This is a genomic window from Pseudomonas sp. SA233 (assembly GCF_054792385.1).
In genome coordinates this window covers 4016761-4033981 of the sequence record NZ_CP096449.1, presented here as the reverse complement: position 1 = coordinate 4033981, position 17221 = coordinate 4016761, and the positions used below count along the sequence as shown (strand labels likewise).

The following is a 17221-nucleotide window of genomic DNA, read 5'->3' as shown; positions in this document are numbered from 1 at the left end:
CGGGACCCGATCAGCCTTAGATTGCGTTATGGGTCTTCAGCCAGCCCAGGCCCGCTTCGGTGGTGGTCAGCGGCTTGTACTCCGCGCCCACCCAGCCCTGGTAGCCGATGCGGTCCAGGTGTTCGAACAGGAAGCGGTAGTTGATCTCGCCGGTACCTGGCTCGTTGCGGCCGGGGTTGTCGGCCAGCTGGATGTGGTTGATCAGTTTCAGGTTGGCTTCCATGGTGCGAGCCAGGTCACCTTCCATGATCTGCATGTGGTAGATGTCGTACTGCAGGAACAGGTTGTCGCTGCCAACCTCGGCCTGGATTTCCAGGGCCTGTTTGGTGGTGTTCAGGTAGAAGCCGGGGATGTCGCGGGTGTTGATCATTTCCATGACCAGGCGGATCCCGGCGGCTTTCAGCTTGTCGGCGGCGTAGCGCAGGTTTTCCACGAAGGTCTTGCGCACGGTGGCGCAGTCCGGGCCTTGTGGGCGAATGCCGGCCAGGGCGTTGACCTGGGTGTTGCCCAGCACCTTGGCGTATTCGATGGCCTTGTCGACACCGGCGCGGAATTCCTCGACGCGGTCAGGGTGGCAGGTGATACCGCGCTCCCCCTTGGCCCAATCGCCCGCCGGCAGGTTGAACAACACCTGGGTCAGGCCGTTGGCGTCCAGCTGCTGCTTGATCTCGGCAGCGCTGAAATCGTACGGGAAGAGGTACTCTACGCCGCTGAAACCAGCATCGGCGGCAGCCTTGAAGCGGGCCAGGAAGTCCTGTTCGGTAAACAGCATGGACAGGTTGGCAGCGAAGCGAGGCATGTTGTGTCTCCTTGCGATGAAGGCCCCCGGCGCCCTCAGGTAGGGGCCGGCACGGGGGCGTCAGGCGATCAGTCCAGCAGCGAGATGGCGGTTGGCGCGTCGTTGCCGACCAGAGCCAGGTCTTCGAACTCGTTGACCGCGTTGATCTCGGTGCCCATGGAAATGTTGGTCACACGTTCGAGAATCACTTCGACCACCACCGGTACGCGGAACTCTTCGGCCATCTTCTGTGCCTTGAGCAGGGCAGGGGCGATCTCGGCCGGCTCGAATACACGGATGGCCTTGCAGCCCAGGCCTTCGACCACGGCGACATGGTCGACACCGTAGGTGGCGGCGTCGGTCGAGTTGATGTTCTCGAACGCCAGTTGTACACAGTAATCCATGTCGAAGCCACGCTGTGCCTGACGGATCAGGCCCAGGTAGGCGTTGTTCACCAGCACGTGCACGTACGGCAGGTTGAACTGTGCGCCCACCGCCAGCTCTTCGATCATGAACTGGAAGTCGTAGTCACCCGACAGCGCGACCACCTTGCGCTTCGGATCGGCCTTGACCACACCGAGGGCGGCAGGGATGGTCCAGCCCAGCGGGCCGGCCTGGCCGCAGTTGATCCAGTGGCGTGGCTTGTACACGTGCAGGAACTGCGCGCCAGCGATCTGCGACAGGCCGATGGTGCTGACGTAGCAGGTGTCCTTGCCGAATACCTGGTTCATTTCTTCGTAGACGCGCTGCGGCTTGACTGGCACGTTGTCGAAGTGGGTCTTGCGCTGCAGGGTGGCCTTGCGCTCCTGGCAGTCTTCCAGCCAGGCCTTGCGGCACTTCAGCTTGCCAGCGGCTTTCCACTCGCGGGCCACTTCGAGGAACACGTCCAGTGCCTTGCCGGCGTCGGAAACGATACCCAGGTCCGGGGTGAACACGCGGCCGATCTGGGTCGGCTCGATGTCCACGTGCACGAACTTGCGGCCTTCGGTGTAAACGTCGACGGAACCGGTGTGGCGGTTGGCCCAACGGTTACCGATACCGAACACCAGGTCGGATTTCAGCAGGGTGGCGTTGCCATAGCGGTGCGAAGTCTGCAGGCCGACCATGCCGACCATCTGTGCGTGGTCGTCCGGGATGGTGCCCCAGCCCATCAGGGTTGGAATCACTGGTACACCGGTCAGTTCGGCGAACTCGACCAGCTTGTCGCTGGCGTCGGCGTTGATGATGCCGCCACCGGCTACCAGCAGCGGGCGTTCGGCGTCATTGAGCAGGGCCAGGGCTTTTTCGGCCTGTACGCGGGTAGCGGACGGCTTGTGCACTGGCAGCGGTTCGTAGGCGTCGATGTCGAATTCGATTTCGGCCATCTGCACGTCGAACGGCAGGTCGATCAGTACCGGGCCTGGGCGGCCGGTGCGCATTTCATAGAAGGCCTTCTGGAAGGCGTAAGGCACCTGGCCTGGCTCCAGAACGGTGGTGGCCCACTTGGTGACCGGCTTGACGATGTTGGTGATGTCGACGGCCTGGAAGTCTTCCTTGTGCAGGCGGGCACGTGGGGCCTGGCCGGTGATGCAGAGGATCGGGATGGAGTCGGCGGAGGCACTGTACAGGCCGGTGACCATGTCGGTGCCGGCTGGGCCGGAGGTGCCGATGCACACGCCGATGTTGCCTGGGTTGGCACGGGTGTAACCCTCGGCCATGTGCGAGGCGCCTTCGACGTGACGAGCGAGGACGTGATCGATGCCACCGACTTTCTTCAGGGCCGAGTACAACGGGTTGATGGCAGCCCCCGGGATGCCGAACGCGGTATCTACACCTTCACGGCGCATGACCAGAACGGCTGCATCGATTGCTCTCATTTTGCTCATGGTTTGTGCCTCATCGATTTTGTAATTGTATACAACTTGCTTTGTGCCAGAGTGTATTCACGGCTGGCCGCTCAGGTCAACGGGTTTTCGTCGGACGAGGTCGCTTTCGTTCAAGCGCCCGTGAAAACGGGTGTTTGCAATCTCGCATACGATCGTTCCAATATATTGTATACAAAAAAAGATTTAGTTGTGTTCTATTGGCTTATCGGTTTTTCACCTGCCCTCAGGGCTTCTCACAACAAGAAGAGGACCTTTCCATGAACGCTTTGAACCTGAAAGTCGCGGTCAGCCTGGTGAATGCCGCGCTGGCGGCGGGCCGCAAGATCAACGCCGCGCCACTGACCGTGGCGGTGCTGGATGCCGGCGGCCACTTGCTGGCGCTGCAGCGCGAGGATGGCGCCAGCCTGATCCGGCCGGAGGTGGCTACCGGCAAGGCCTGGGGGGCTATTGCCCTGGGCAAGGGGTCGCGCCTGCTGGCGCTGGACGCGCAGCAGCGGCCGGCATTTTTTGCCGCGCTGAACGGGTTGGGCGAGCGACCGGTGGTGCCGGCGCCGGGTGGTGTGCTGGTGCGTGATCAGGACGGCAAAGTGTTGGGTGCGGTAGGGATCAGCGGGGATACGTCGGATATCGACGAGCAGTGCGCGATCAGTGCGATCGAGGAGGTGGGGTTGAAGGCGGATGCGGGTGTAGCAGCCTAAATCTCTGTTGCCTGTTCCGGCCTATTCGCGGGTGAACCCGCTCCCACAGGATCATCACAGGCTTGAAGCTCGTGGTGTCCCTGTGGGAGCGGGTTCACCCGCGTAGAAGCCAGCGCCGGGGGTCAGGCTACCTCGGGCTCGCAGCCCTTGAGCACCATGCGGATGATGGTCTCGGCTGCGGCGTCATAATCGCTGTCGGCCAGCTTGGCCTTGCCGGTCACGGCAGAGATCTGCCAGTCGAAATCGGCATAAGTCTGGGTCGCTGCCCAGATGCTGAACATCAGGTGATGCGCATCCACATGGGCGATTTGCCCGCGGTCGATCCAGCGCTGGATGCACTCGATGTTATGGCGCGCCTGCTCGTTCAGCTGCGCTACCTGGTTCGGCGACAGGTGCGGGGCACCGTGCATGATCTCGCTGGCGAACACCTTGGACGCATGCGGCAGGTCGCGCGAAATGCGGATCTTCGAGCGGATGTACGCACTCAGCACTTCCTTCGGGTCACCGTCGGCATTGAACGGGGTCGACGCCTGCATGATCGGCGCGATGATACTCTCCAGGACCTCGCGGTAGAGGTTGTCCTTGGATTTGAAGTAGTAATACACGTTCGGCTTGGGCAGGCCGGCCTTGGCCGCGATATCGCTGGTCTTGGTGGCGGCGAAGCCCTTGTCGGCGAATTCCTCGCTGGCCGCGCGCAGGATCAGTTCCTTGTTGCGCTCGCGAATGGTGCTCATGGTCAGGGATCTTCCTCGTGTCTGGCCACCTCTAAGAGGGATCGGGCATGGTAGCACCGGGCTCGACGGGCGCTCAAGGCAGCGGCTTTGGGCTAGAATCCTGGACACTCACTCTTCTGGATGCAGGCAAACATGGCAGGAAGCAGTCTACTGGTACTGATCGACGACATCGCCACTGTGCTCGATGACGTCTCGGTGATGACCAAGGTGGCGGCAAAAAAGACCGCAGGCGTGCTGGGCGATGACCTGGCGCTGAATGCCCAGCAGGTCACCGGGGTACGTGCCGAGCGCGAGATCCCTGTGGTGTGGGCAGTAGCCAAGGGCTCGATGGTGAACAAGGCCATCCTGGTGCCGGCGGCGCTGCTGATCAGTGCGTTCATTCCCTGGGCGGTGACGCCGTTGCTGATGCTGGGCGGTGCCTACCTTTGCTTCGAGGGCTTCGAGAAGCTGGCGCACAAGTTCCTGCACAGCAAGGCCGAAACTGACGCCGAGCACGAAGCGCTCAAGGAGGCGGTGGCCGATGCCAATGTCGACCTGGTGGCGTTCGAGAAAGCCAAGATCAAGGGCGCGGTACGTACCGACTTCATCCTGTCGGCAGAGATCATCGCCATCACCCTGGGCATCGTTGCCGACTCGCCGTTGACCCAGCAGATCGTCGTGCTGTCGGGCATCGCGGTGGTCATGACCATCGGCGTGTACGGGCTGGTGGGCGGTATCGTCAAGCTCGATGACCTGGGGCTGTGGATGACGCGCAAGGCATCACGCCTGGCCAGGGCGGTGGGTAACGGCATTCTGCGTGCCGCGCCATACATGATGAAGAGCCTGTCGGTGATCGGCACGGCGGCCATGTTCCTGGTTGGTGGCGGGATCCTGGTGCATGGCATCGCACCTCTGCATCATGCGATCGAGGCATTTAGCGAAGGGCGTGGCGGGGCGTTGACCGTGGCACTGCTGAACGGCGGTGTTGGGGTTGTGGCCGGTGCCGTGGTGCTGGCCGTGGTGGGCATTGCGGGGAAATTGTGGCGGGCGGTTCGGCCGGCCACCTGATTTGCATGGCCGGGGCTTTGCCCCGGTTCGCAGGCAAGGCCGCTCTCATCAAACAAAATGCAACCCGCTGTTTTTTAAGCACCTTAGGCTGCCACCAATTGATATCCCAGCTTTCGGGCTTTGCGAAGCAAAGCCCGAAGCTGTCGGTCTTGGCTTTTGGCTTCGAATGCTTCGAGCCCCTGTTCAACATAAGTCTGTTTTTTTGTCAGCAGTGTGTAGACCAGTCGAGCCAGTTGGTGTGCAGTGGCTTTGATGGCGCAACTGGTGTCCATGCGAGTCAATCTGGCTCGATGCGATGCCCCGATGAAACCCTTGTCGTTGCGTGCATTTGAAGCGGCCTGCTTGAGCGCCTGTGCCGCTCGGTTAATGACCTTAGGACCGCCCCCTGATAGCTGGCGGCCGCCTGAGATACGAGTCGGCGGGGCCAACCCTAGCCAGGAGCAAAAGTGCTGGGATGATGGAAATCGTGAGAGATCAGAGCCGATCTCTCCCGCCAGCACCAGGGCGGTGTCCACGCCAATTGTTGGAATAGCGGTCAAATCGACCCCTAGCACCTGCCAGAGGGCTTGGTGTAGCGCTGCCTGTTGAGCGCTCGTCCGGTGTGGGCTTCGCAGCGCTTTCCTGGGTGGTTGTGGTTCATGCTCCAGTACGGGTAGTTGTTCCAATGCCTTTCCGATGACGGCATCGCATTCAGCGATCTGTTGCTCAAGAAAGTCATAGGCTGCGAGCTCCTGCGCCAATGCATGCAGGTGCTCTCGTCGCCAATTGCCATGCAGGCTACGCGCAATGGTGTCTTTACCTGCCTTGATGCGGCCATCGGTCAGCTCAGCCAATCGAGCAGGATCTCGCTCACCCGCGATGATTGCTCGCAAAATTCTCATGCCCGTCACGCCTGAAATATCACTGATGACATTGGCCAACTGCATGTTCATTTGGCTCAGTGCCTTCTGTATCCGGTTCAAGGTTTGAGCCTGGTCTTTCACTTTGAAAGCCCGTTGCCTGACCAGTGAGCGAACGCAGCATGTTGGGTCGCTTGGGCGAAAAGCGCCTCGCAAGAGACCATGAGTCATCAGTTGCCAGATCCATTGGCAATCCAGCACGTCAGACTTGCGTCCAGTTATTTGCCGGGTAGCTCGGGCATTAACAAGATAGACCTCGAATCCCCGTTCGCTGAGGATTTCGTAAATCGGAATCCAGTAAACGCCTGTGGACTCCATGGCTACGACCTTGATGGCCAAGCTATCGAGCCAATCGGCCAGCTTGTACAAGTCGTCGGTAAAGGACGTGAATGACTGAACGGCGTTCTCGTACTGGGGATCAACCGCGACAAAGTGTTCTCGACTACCTACATCAATCGCAGCGCAGTCGGGATGAACGATGGTGAAGCGTTGCTTGGAAGGCTTGCGCGCCATGGTGAATACTCGCAGGATAAAGGGCGCGCGGGGCACACGGTGGCGAAAGGGTTCACTCTCTCATACGTGGTCACAGCTGATTCAGCTGATGCCTACAGGGACTTCACGCCGATACCGTGCGGATCACTCTCCCACGCGGGTGTGCTGACACACACCAGTGCTGGCTACGATCTCTGTCCCGCGCGCTCAAACCCTAACAAAGCGAAAGGCGGCTGGCCCTAATAGGCCAGCCGCCTTTTCTTTTTCAAAATGTCAGCGCTGCCACAGATCTGAAGTCATGCGCCTCATGTTTGCTGCGCGACAGCGCAGCCCGGAAGGGCTGGGTGATCTCCCACAGGGAATACACAGTTTCTGAAACCTGTGCCGTACCTGTAGGAGCGGCCTTGTGCCGCGAAGGGCTGTGCAGCAGCCCCTATGCTCCGATCAGAAGTGAACCTTGAGCAGGAAGCTCATGGTGTTCTGGTCGGTGGTGAAGGCATCGGAATCCTTGATGCCGTACTTGTTCTTCCAGTAGTCGTACTCCACACCCACATACAGCTGCTTCTCGCCCAGGTGCAAGGCCTTGCCCAGGTCATACTTGATCTGCGGGTTGAAGTGCAGGTTGGCCTGGTAGGTGCCGCGGCGGTTCTCGTCGTTGTCCACCACCCAGTCCATGAAACCGTCGATCAGCACATCGGACGAACCGACCGGAATGGTGTACGACCACACCGGGGTGATCTGCCACACGTTGTCGCCGGCGCGGCTGCCGTCGGTGGTGCGGTTGTAGAAGTTCAACTGGAAGTAGTCGAAGCCAGGGATGTCCAGGTCGAAACCAGGGCCGATCAGGTACGACTCGGTATCACCTTCGCCGAACTCGTAGGTCATCGCCAGCAGTACGTCCTTGACCGGGCCAAACCCTATCTTCTGGTCGAAGATCTTGCCGAACGACAGGCGCGGGCTGATTTCGCCGTAGTAGGTGTTCGGGCCGTTGCCCTCATCTTTCTGGCCCTGGTAGAAGATCTTGTCGACAAAGATGAAGTTATCGCCGTACTTCCAGCCATCAGCGTGCTCGAAGGTCACGGTTTGCTGGATCGACGGGTTGACCTTGAAGTTCTTGCCCCACAGGTAGGTCAGGCTGTTGTTCTGCCATTGCAGCAGGTCGCCGCCGAAGGTGGTGCCACAGGCCAGCAGGCCGCCGGCGAGGATCAGGCTGTTGATGGTACGCATTGCGAGTGTCGCTCCCTTGATTGATCTGTTGTCAGCGCTCGTTATTGGCGCTTTTTGTCTTTTGAGTCAGCTTTTTTCGATAGGCCACAGCTGTTTGGCAAGGGTTGAGCCAACTTTCCTGGGCTGGCAAAACCTTCCTGCTCGACTTCGTTCTGAACGGATGAAAAGGGTCTTTCAGGCTGGCAACACGTTGGCCAACCGCCCGTATTCATTGACTGAGCGGTCAGTAAACGCAGGCAGAATCCGTTCTGCCCTGATCGAGGGGGCGCGCAGATTACTGGCTTGCGCGCCTTGCCTCAAGTGCTCCGTCCTGGAGCAGAGTGGAACAAACTTGTGCGTTTGGTCAGTTTTCTAGAAGTGCACTTTGATCAGCGCACTGGCGACACTCTGGTTGCTTTCCAGATTGCCGCGGCTGTCGATGCCGTACTTGTCCTTCCAGTAGCTGTACTCAAAGCCCACGTACAGCTGCTTGGCGCCCAGGTTCAGCGCTTTGCCCAGGTCGTACTTCACCTGCGGGTTGAAGTGCAGGTTGGCGTGGTAGGTGCCACGGCGGGTCTGGTCATTGTCGGTCACCCAGTCCATGTAGCCGTCGATCAGAATGTCGGACCTGCCCACGGGGATGGTGTACGACCAGCCGGGGGTGATCTGCCAGACGTTGTCACCCGGGCGGCTGCCCTCGGTGTTGCGCACGTAGAAATTCAGGGTGAAATAGTTGAAGCCGGGGACGTTCAGGTCGAAACCAGGGCCGATCAGGTAGGCCTCGTTGTCGCCTTCGCCGCGCTCGTAGGTCATGGCCAGCAGTACGTCCTTGATCGGGCCGAAGGCCAGCTTCTTGTCAAAGATCTTGCCGAATGACAGGCGTGGGCTGAACTCGCCGTAGTAGGTGGTGACGCCTTTGCTGGCGTCGGCCTTGCCGTTGTAGAAGATCTTGTCGACGAACATGAAGGTGTCGCCGTACTTCCATTTGTTGGCGTGCTCGAACGTGATGGTCTGCTGGATATCAGGGTTGACCTTGAAGTCCTTGCCGTACAGGTAGGTCAGGCTTTCGCCGTGCCATTGCAGCCATTCGCCTGCATGCGAGGGGAGGGTGGCCAGCAGGCTGCTGCCCAGCAACAGGGACGTGGTGATGCGCTTCATGTTGTGATTCCCGGACTTATTGTTTTTGTTGGCGGTTTATTTGGCGCGCAGGCGCCCCGGGCGGCCCATTCCGGCGGGCCGACGGTGTTGCGTTTACTGCCTGTGTGAATGCGGGGCGGCCATGCGCCGCCCCGTCTGGCTCAATGTTGGTGACAGGCTTCGTTGTGCACCGCGCGGTCGGCACCACCAAGGATGTTGAACAGCACGTTCAACACCAGGGCACTGACCGTGGCCATGGCGATGCCACTGTGGGTGATGGGCTCCATCCACTGGGGCATCTGGGCGAAGAACTCCGGACGTACCACGGGGATCAACCCGAAGCCGACGCTCACTGCAACCAGCAGCTGGTTGCGACGGTCGCCGATGTCCGCCTCCTGGAGAATCTTGATCCCGGTGGCGGTGACCATGCCGAACATGGCGATGGACGCGCCGCCCAGCACCGCAGGCGGGATCGAGGCGATCAGGAAGGCCGCCTTGGGCAGCAGGCTGAGCAGGATCAGCAGTGCACCGGCCACGATGGTGACATAGCGGCAGCGCACCCCGGTCATCTGCACCAGGCCGATGTTCTGGGCGAACGAGGAGTGGGTGAAGGTGTTGAAGAAGCCGGCGATGAACGACGCACCGGCATCGCACAGCAGGCCGCGACGCAGCATCCCTGGGGTAACTTCACGATCGGTCACCTTGCCCAGGGCCAGGAACATGCCGGTGGACTCGACGAAGATGATCACCACCACCAGGCACATGGACAGGATCGGCGCCAGGCTGAAGGTCGGCATGCCGAAGTGCAGTGGGGTGACCACTTGCAGCCACGGTGCGTCGTTCAGGCCCGACAGGTCGACCATGCCGATGGAGCCGGCCAGGATGTAGCCCAGGCCCATGCCCACCAGCACCGACACGTTGACCCAGAAACCGCGCATGAAGCGGTTGATCAGCAGGATTACCGCCAGTACCAGGCCGGCCACCAGCAGGTAGATCGGCGAGCCGAAGGTATCTGCCTGTTGGCCACCACCGGCCCAGTTGACTGCCACCGGGAACAGCGACAGGCCAATCGAGGTGATCACCGTGCCGGTAACCAGGGGTGGGAAGAAGCGTACGACCTTGGACATGAACGGCGCGATCAGCATGCCGAAGAACCCGGCGGCAATGGTCGCGCCGAAGATCCCCTGCAGGCCCACGCCGGGCATGCCGGCCATGGCCACCATGCTGCCGACGGCAGCGAAACTGGCACCCATCATCACCGGCATGCGGATGCCCACCGGGCCGATACCGAAGGACTGGATGATGGTGGCGACGCCAGCGACCAGCAGGTCGGCGTTGATCAGGAAAGCGACTTCTTCACGGGACAACCCGGCGGCCTGGCCGATGATCAATGGCACGGCGATGGCACCACCGTACATCAGCAGAACGTGTTGCAGGCCAACCAGGAACAGTTGGAACAGGGGCAAGGGCTCGCGCGGCGGCGCAACAGGGATGTACGCCTTGCGTGACTCGGACATGCAGCACCTCGAGTTTTGTTTTTATTCTCGGATCCAAGCGCCGGCCTCAGGCGGCAGGCTCGCTGTGAAGAGAGCCTGGGGTTCCCGCCTGACGCTGAACGCTCGATGCTTGCTTGTTGCATATGTCTTGAAACAGAGGCCGGGAGTGCCGGCCTCTTCGCGGGTGAACCCGCTCCCACAGGGGGCGGTGTTATCCCGACAATTGTGTTTCAGTTGACCGGGGCGCCTTTGGCGATCCAGTCACCGACGAGCTTGCGCTCTTCGGTGGTCATCTGGGTGATGTTGCCCAGCGGCATGATCTGGCTGGCGACCGCTTGCGCCTGGATGCGCGCGGCCTGGGCCTGGATCTGCTGCGGGGTGTCGAACATCACGCCGGCAGGGGCGGCGCTGAACAGTGGGCTGGTCGGCTTGGACGAGTGGCACACGGTGCAGCGTTCCTGAATGACATTGTGGATCTTGTCGAAGCTCTCGCCGCCGGCCTGGGCGGTGGCCTGGGCTGGGGCTTCGGCCGGCGCGGCAGGCGCTGCGGCAGCCTTGGCGGCGTCCTCGGCGCGTTGCTCGGCAGCGGTCTTGCCACCAACCGCAGTTGCAGGCAGAGGCTGGTATTCGATCTTCGCCGCAGCTTGCTCCGGGCTGACGGCCATCGGTTTCGGACCGGTGACATAGGCCAGGCAGATCATCGCCAGGGCGCCGACCGGCAGGGTCCAGGCGTACTTGTTGCTGTCGTGGCGGGTGTTGAAGTAGTGGCGGATCAGGACCGCGGCTACTGCGATACCGGCCAGGATCAGCCAGTTGTACTGGCTACCGTAGGTGCTCGGGAAGTGGTTGCTGATCATGATGAACAGCACCGGCAGGGTGAAGTAGTTGTTGTGGCGCGAGCGCAGCAGGCCCTTGGCCGGCAGTACCGGGTCTGGGGTCTGGTTGTTCTCGATCGCCGCAACCAGCTGGCGCTGGGCTGGCATGATGATGCGGAACACGTTGCCGACCATGATGGTGCCGATGATCGCGCCGGTGTGCAGGTACGCACCACGGCCGCTGAACACCAGGCTGAAGCCCCAGCATGCCGCGATGATCAGCACGAACAGTACCGCACCGAGCAGCGCTGGCTTCTTGCCCAGAGGCGAGTCGCACAGGAAGTCGTAGATGAACCAGCCTGCGATCAGCGAGCCGATACCGATGGCCACGCCTTCGGCACCGCTCAAGGTGCTGCCAGGGGCCAGCAGGTACAGGGTCGGGTTCCAGTAGAACACCACGCACAGCAGGGCAATACCGGACATCCAGGTGAAGTAGGCCTCCCATTTGAACCAGTGCAGGTTCTCGGGCATTTTCGGGGGGGCGAGCTTGTATTTCTCCAGGTGGTAGATACCACCGCCGTGAATTGCCCAGAGATCACCCGACAACCCATCGCGCGGGTTGCTTCGGTTCAGGTGGTTCTCCAGCCAGACGAAGTAGAACGATGCACCGATCCAGGCGACACCGGTGATCATGTGAACCCAGCGAATGCTCAGGTTCAGCCATTCGTGAAGGTGTGCTTCCACAGTATGTACCTCTTGCCGGTCACCCGCTCGGGCAATGCCCTTGAATGACCGACCTTTTCTTATTGGTGGGGATTGAGGACCAGCATCTGTTCCTCGGTGAAGTAATGCTCGTCGCAGTTGTTGCCGGAACCACTGCGATCAACCACCAGGAAGTCATCCCGCTTTTCGATCGTCAGCACCGGGTGGTGCCAGACGCCGCGATGGTAATTAACGCCCTGCCTGCCATTACTGCGGAAGGCTCGGACCAAACCTGATACAGGTGCATCGCCAACTGGCGCGACCACGATCAGAAAGGGGTTGCCGAGCAGCGGGATGAAAGCCTGGCTGCCCAGCGGATGGCGTTCCAGCATGCGCACGGTCAGCGGCATGTCCAGCGCGTCGGCGCGGAAGATGCTGATGATCGCCTTGTCTTCAGGCTCGGCGGTTTCGACCGTGGCGAGCTTGTGGAAGCGCATGGTCGAGCCGTTGTTGATCATGAAGTGGTCGCTGCCGTCGGTTTCGATCACGTCTCCGAAGGGGGCGAAGGCTTCTTTGGTCAGGGGCTCGATCATCAGGGTGCGCATGCGGATATCTCTTCTATGTTCGTTGTTCTGGATAAGGCTCAAGCGTTGCGGCGGCTTTACAGCTGCAGCAGGCGGAACAGGGCGATCAGGTTGATCTGCGCCAGGGCTTCCTTGAATTCGGCATCGGCATCGTTGTGGATGCGTTTTTCGAAGGAGGCGAGGATCTGGTGCCGGTTGCTGCCTTTTACCGCCATGATGAACGGGAACTGGAACTTGGCCTTGTAGGCGTCGTTCAGCTCGGTGAAACGGGCGAACTCTTCGGCGGTGCACTGGTGAATACCGGCGCCGGCCTGCTCGTTGGTGCTCGATTCGGTCAGCTCGCCCTGGATGGCGGCCTTGCCGGCCAGGTCCGGGTGAGCGTTGATCAGCGCCAACTGGTCGGCGTGGTTGGCGCTGAGCAGGATGTCGCTCATGCGCTGGTGCAGCGCCTCGATCTCGTCCAGTTCGCCCAGTTGACCCAGGTCATAGGCTTTTTCGGCTACCCACGGCGAGTGCTCGTAGATGTCGGCGAAGGCCTTGACGAAGGCGTCGCGGTCCAGGGCGGATGGCTTGAGGGTCTTGAAGGCGGTCATCAGGCGTTCTCTTTCTTGTACGGATGGGTGGCGTGCCAGTGGCGGGCGATGTCCACGCGACGGGCGAACCAGACCTGGTCATGGCTTTTTGCGTAATCGACGAAGCGCTTCAGTGCGGCCAGGCGCGCCGGGCGGCCGACCAGGCGGCAGTGCAGGCCGATGGACAGCATTTTCGGTGCTTCGGCGCCCTCGGCGTACAGCACATCGAAGGCGTCCTTCAGGTACTGGAAGAACTGCTCGCCGCAGTTGAAGCCCTGTACCTGGGTGAAGCGCATGTCGTTGGTGTCGAGGGTGTAGGGGATCACCAGGTGCGGCTTGCCGGTAGGGTTGTTCGGCTCCCAGTAGGGCAGGTCGTCGTCGTAGGTGTCGCTGTCATACAGGAAGCCGCCTTCCTCCATCACCAGTCGACGGGTGTTCGGGCCGGTGCGGCCGGTGTACCAGCCCAGCGGGCGCTCGCCGGTGATTTCGGTGAGGATGCGGATGGCTTCGAGCATGTGCTCGCGCTCCTGGGCCTCGTCCATGTACTGGTAGTCGATCCAGCGGTAGCCGTGGCTGCAGATTTCATGACCGGCCTCGGCCATGGCACGGATCACGTCGGGGTGGCGCTGGGCGGCCATGGCCACGGCGAAGATGGTCAACGGCACGCCGCTGTCCTTGAACAGTTTCAGCAGGCGCCACACGCCGGCACGGCTGCCGTACTCGTACAGCGATTCCATGCTCATGTTGCGCACGCCCTGCAGTGGCTGGGCGGCGACCATTTCCGAGAGGAACGCTTCGGACTCCTTGTCACCGTGCAGGATGTTGCGTTCGCCACCTTCCTCGTAGTTGAGGACGAAAGACAGCGCGATGCGAGCGTTGCCCGGCCATTGCGGGTGAGGAGGGTTGTTGCCGTAACCGATCAGGTCGCGAGGGTAGTCAGCGCTCACTGCAGTCTTCCTTCTTGTGCGTTTGTGCGGGGGTGGGCGGACCGCGTCGGGATGTCGCACCACCGGATGGGCTGATTGTATACAACTTCTGAAATCTTTTGTAAGCCTGTTTTTCCGCATTTCTTCCCTTTTGTCGCCTCGCAGCAACCTTGAAAAACAGTGCAAGAAACCTGCCTGATTGGTCAGCTAATGATGTTGGTGTCGTTACCAGGCCTGTCTTTGCGATCGGTGGGTCGCTCAGGGGCAAGATTCGCTGCGGGCGACAGATGGGTTGAAAAAATTGTGTACAATCTTGGCTCGGAATGTCTTAATGACGTCATTCCCGCCTGCCGCAGGCGCTATGCGGGTGCGACGGCTGAGTATTTTTTGCCCACAGATTGAACAAGAGGCGACAAGCAATGGGACGTTTGACCACACACGTACTGGATGCCGCGCATGGCTGCCCGGGCAGCTCGATCAAGGTCGAGCTGTACCGTGTCGAAGGCCAGCAGCTTGAGCTGGTGAACACCGCCCTGACCAACAGCGATGGCCGCGTCGATGCGCCGCTGCTGCAGGGTGACGACTACCGTACCGGCGTCTACCAGCTGCAGTTCAGCGCTGGTGACTACTACCGCGCTCGCGGTGTACAGCTGCCGGCCCAGGCGTTTCTGGATGTTGTCGTGCTGCGCTTTGGTATCGACGAGCAGCAGGAGCACTACCACGTGCCGCTGCTGATCTCGCCGTACAGCTATTCGACCTATCGTGGAAGCTAGTTGGTCGCTAGAAGAATCTTCGTAGGTCCTTTGGCCCGCTCTCACACTGGCGGGCTTTTTTTATTGGCGAATGGTGGTTTGTAGATTTGCAGGCGCGGACAGTATCCGGCCTGTTTTGTAGTTCGAATGAACTCCAGCACCTGCCATGATCCCACCTGCAAAGTTGAAGCTGAGCCCCACGGCTGCAGCCCCCGCCTGTTCATTGTTACTGCCTCGCAAGGCCTGTACGGCCACCTGGCCCCACTCGAAACTGGAACCGAAAAATAGCGTCGGCTCACTCAAGCTGTTTTTCTTGTTTGGGCTCAAACTTGCTGAAGCATTCTGTGATCGCAGGATGTACCTGTCAGCCTTCCAGTCAGGAATACTGGTATCCCTATTACTACCCATTGCCTTGTTGATGACCGCTGTCGCTTGTCCCCATTGCGAAGACGTGTCGACCTGTTCGTGCAAGCGTCGGCGGGTGGGGGAGAACTGTTCAATAGGAGCATCGCCTGGGATGAATATATTCTTGAGCGTTTTGGCGACGCCTTTAAAAAAACCATTGCTTCCCTTGGGGTCGATAAGGTTTACCGGGTCTCCTAGACAATATGCATAGGCATTCAAACCGCCTTCTAGAAATGGGCTGTAATCATCGGGACTCACGAACCTCATCAGCACGGGGCTGAATGCCCTGTGGCCGTTGCCGAGCGGGTAAGATCCGGAAACCGTATCCCGAAACTCTCCATTGAAACCAATCCGCCTTTTGTCTGCTCCGGTGAAGCCGTATGCGGTATAGGCCGATGGGAGGAGGGCGATGTTGAGCATTGGTAATGCCTATGGCGATAACGCTTGTGAGATTCCCCTGATTTTTAACCATTTCTGATATACCTTGCACCTGACAAAAATATCAGTACACCGGTATATGCGGTTGCTGCAAATGTGCCGAAAATGACAAAAGGCGCCTGAGCGCCCTTCGTCGATGCAGTGAAGGTCAGAGGAACACAAACTTGGCAATGAAAATCGCGCACAGCACCCACAGACTGGCGGAGATTTCCTTGTACTTGCCGGTACCTGCCTTCAGCGCGACGTAGCTGATGAAGCCCAGGGCAATACCATCGGCGACCGAGAAAGTCAGCGGCATCATGATCACCGTGACGATCGCCGGAATGCTGTCGGTAGCTTCGTCCCAGTGGATATGCGCCATGCTGCCCATCATCAGCATTGCCACGTAGATCAGTGCGCCCGCGGTGGCATAGGCCGGAATCATTCCGGCCAATGGCGCGAAGAACATGGCGGCAATGAACAGCAGGCCGACCACCACCGCCGTCAGGCCGGTACGGCCACCAGCGGCCACGCCGGCAGCACTTTCCACATAACTGGTCACCGGCGGCACACCGACCACGGCACCGAACACACTCGAAGCGCTGTCAGCCTTCAGCGCCTTCGATAAGTTCTCGATACGCCCGTCCGGTGCCACCAGGTTGGCTCGCTGCGCCACGCCCATTAGCGTGCCGGCGGTGTCGAACATGTGCACGAACAGGAACGCCAGCACCACGCTGATCATGCTGACGTTGAAAACGCCAGCCACATCCATGGCCATCCAGGTCGGAGCCAGGCTAGGCGGCATCGACATCACCCCGCCGAATTTCACCAGGCCCAGGCCCCAGCCGGCCAGGGTGACACCGATGATGCTGATCAGGATTGCACCGAACACTCGCTTGTAGCTGAGGATGGCGATCAGCAGGAAGCACACCGCCGCCAGCAGCGGCCCTGGCTCATGCAGCGAGCCCAGCTTGATCAGCGTGGCGGGGCTGTCGACGATGATGCCTGCCGTCTTCAGGCCGATCAGCCCGAGAAACAATCCGACGCCGGCCCCCATGGCATGGCGCAGGCTGACCGGGATGCTGTTGAGCAACCATTCGCGCACTTTCGACAAGGTCAGGAACATGAACAGCACGCCCGAGACGAATACTGCGCCCAGTGCCGTTTCCCAGTTGTAGCCCATGGTGCCGACCACGGTGTAGGTGAAGAAGGCGTTGAGCCCCATGCCCGGCGCCAGGCCCACCGGCCAGTTGGCGTACAGGCCCATCAGCAGGCAGCCCAGCGCGGCGGCGATGCAGGTGGCGACGAAGGCGGCACCGTGGTCGATGCCTGCGTCGGCCATGATGTTGGGGTTGACGAAGATGATGTAGGCCATGGTGATGAAGGTGGTCACGCCGGCGATCATTTCGGTTCTGACGGTGCTGCCGTGTTGCTTGAGTTTGAAAATCCGCTCCAGCCAGCTCGTTTCGAGCGGTGGGGCAAGATCCAGCGTAGGGGCTTCGGATTTGCGGCTTTCCACAGCGAGTACTCCTCAAGTCTTTCTTGTTGTTCTGGAACCATGGGCCTGCGCAATGCACTTGGCGGCTCCGCGAGGGAAGGCAGACGTCTGACCGGTTTGTTGACTTATGGGTCAAGAAGTTGCTCGGTGGATTATGCTTTTGTGTACAAATAAAGCAAATAATGTTTTATCTTTTGT

General features: G+C 60.3%; 16 protein-coding genes. 3 read left to right on the top strand and 13 right to left on the bottom strand.

Annotated features, from left to right (window positions below; genetic code table 11):
- Positions 1–16: 16 nt before the first annotated feature.
- Together hyi and gcl are read right to left on the bottom strand one after the other, a co-directional pair.
- The gene (gene hyi, locus M1D87_RS18565) at positions 17–799 is read right to left on the bottom strand and encodes a hydroxypyruvate isomerase (RefSeq protein ID WP_003259508.1); all 783 of its coding nucleotides are present in this window, start codon (positions 797–799) and stop codon (positions 17–19) included.
- Positions 800–867: 68 nt separating this feature from the next.
- Positions 868–2643 carry a glyoxylate carboligase gene (gene gcl / locus M1D87_RS18560; protein WP_015271168.1) on the bottom strand — a complete coding sequence of 592 codons (1776 nt, stop codon included), beginning with the start codon at positions 2641–2643 and terminating at the stop codon, positions 868–870.
- Positions 2644–2900: 257 nt separating this feature from the next.
- Between gcl and M1D87_RS18555 the strand changes: the two genes are divergently transcribed.
- Entirely contained in the window at positions 2901–3341 is a 441-nt protein-coding gene (locus M1D87_RS18555) for a GlcG/HbpS family heme-binding protein (RefSeq protein ID WP_013973539.1), read from the top strand.
- A 122-nt stretch (positions 3342–3463) separates the two neighbouring features.
- On the opposite strand, the gene M1D87_RS18550 is transcribed toward M1D87_RS18555, so the two are convergent.
- Positions 3464–4075: a TetR/AcrR family transcriptional regulator gene (locus M1D87_RS18550; protein WP_013973538.1), complete on the bottom strand. Its 612-nt coding sequence runs from the start codon at positions 4073–4075 to the stop codon at positions 3464–3466.
- Positions 4076–4207: 132 nt separating this feature from the next.
- Here M1D87_RS18550 and M1D87_RS18545 point away from each other — a divergent pair, with 132 nt between their 5' ends.
- Positions 4208–5122 (top strand): DUF808 domain-containing protein, encoded by a 915-nt coding sequence (locus M1D87_RS18545; RefSeq protein WP_015271166.1) that lies wholly within the window; start codon positions 4208–4210, stop codon positions 5120–5122.
- Between the two features lie 83 nt (positions 5123–5205).
- On the opposite strand, the gene M1D87_RS18540 is transcribed toward M1D87_RS18545, so the two are convergent.
- The 8 genes from M1D87_RS18540 to puuE all read right to left on the bottom strand — a co-directional run bounded on the left by M1D87_RS18540 (position 5206) and on the right by puuE (position 13972).
- Positions 5206–6534, bottom strand: a complete 1329-nt coding sequence (locus tag M1D87_RS18540) for an IS110 family RNA-guided transposase (RefSeq protein ID WP_461241459.1) — start codon at positions 6532–6534, stop codon at positions 5206–5208.
- Between the two features lie 423 nt (positions 6535–6957).
- Positions 6958–7740, bottom strand: coding sequence for an outer membrane protein OmpK (locus tag M1D87_RS18535; RefSeq protein WP_003259506.1), 783 nt, complete (start codon positions 7738–7740; stop codon positions 6958–6960).
- A gap of 351 nt (positions 7741–8091) precedes the next feature.
- The gene (locus M1D87_RS18530; protein WP_015271165.1) at positions 8092–8877 is read right to left on the bottom strand and encodes an outer membrane protein OmpK; all 786 of its coding nucleotides are present in this window, start codon (positions 8875–8877) and stop codon (positions 8092–8094) included.
- A gap of 140 nt (positions 8878–9017) precedes the next feature.
- Entirely contained in the window at positions 9018–10373 is a 1356-nt protein-coding gene (locus tag M1D87_RS18525; RefSeq protein ID WP_123085411.1) for a nucleobase:cation symporter-2 family protein, read from the bottom strand.
- Positions 10374–10582: 209 nt separating this feature from the next.
- Entirely contained in the window at positions 10583–11911 is a 1329-nt protein-coding gene (locus M1D87_RS18520; protein ID WP_061551043.1) for a urate hydroxylase PuuD, read from the bottom strand.
- Positions 11912–11970: 59 nt separating this feature from the next.
- Positions 11971–12474, bottom strand: coding sequence for an ureidoglycolate lyase (locus tag M1D87_RS18515; protein ID WP_003259500.1), 504 nt, complete (start codon positions 12472–12474; stop codon positions 11971–11973).
- 56 nt (positions 12475–12530) lie between these two features.
- The gene (uraD, locus tag M1D87_RS18510; RefSeq protein WP_013973532.1) at positions 12531–13046 is read right to left on the bottom strand and encodes a 2-oxo-4-hydroxy-4-carboxy-5-ureidoimidazoline decarboxylase; all 516 of its coding nucleotides are present in this window, start codon (positions 13044–13046) and stop codon (positions 12531–12533) included.
- Complete coding sequence (gene puuE / locus M1D87_RS18505) at positions 13046–13972, bottom strand: allantoinase PuuE (protein WP_013973531.1); 927 nt, start codon at positions 13970–13972, stop codon at positions 13046–13048. The genes uraD and puuE overlap by 1 nt, the downstream gene beginning before the upstream one ends.
- A 398-nt stretch (positions 13973–14370) precedes the next feature.
- On the opposite strand from puuE, the gene uraH reads away from it, so the two are divergent.
- A complete protein-coding gene (uraH, locus tag M1D87_RS18500) occupies positions 14371–14724 on the top strand; it encodes a hydroxyisourate hydrolase (protein ID WP_003259496.1) in 354 nt (117 codons plus the stop codon).
- A 60-nt stretch (positions 14725–14784) separates the two neighbouring features.
- Here the strand turns inward: uraH and M1D87_RS18495 are convergent, their stop codons facing one another.
- Entirely contained in the window at positions 14785–15528 is a 744-nt protein-coding gene (locus M1D87_RS18495) for an RHS repeat-associated core domain-containing protein (protein WP_052261085.1), read from the bottom strand.
- A gap of 166 nt (positions 15529–15694) precedes the next feature.
- Entirely contained in the window at positions 15695–17044 is a 1350-nt protein-coding gene (locus M1D87_RS18490; protein ID WP_013973528.1) for an NCS2 family permease, read from the bottom strand.
- Positions 17045–17221 lie beyond the last annotated feature (177 nt).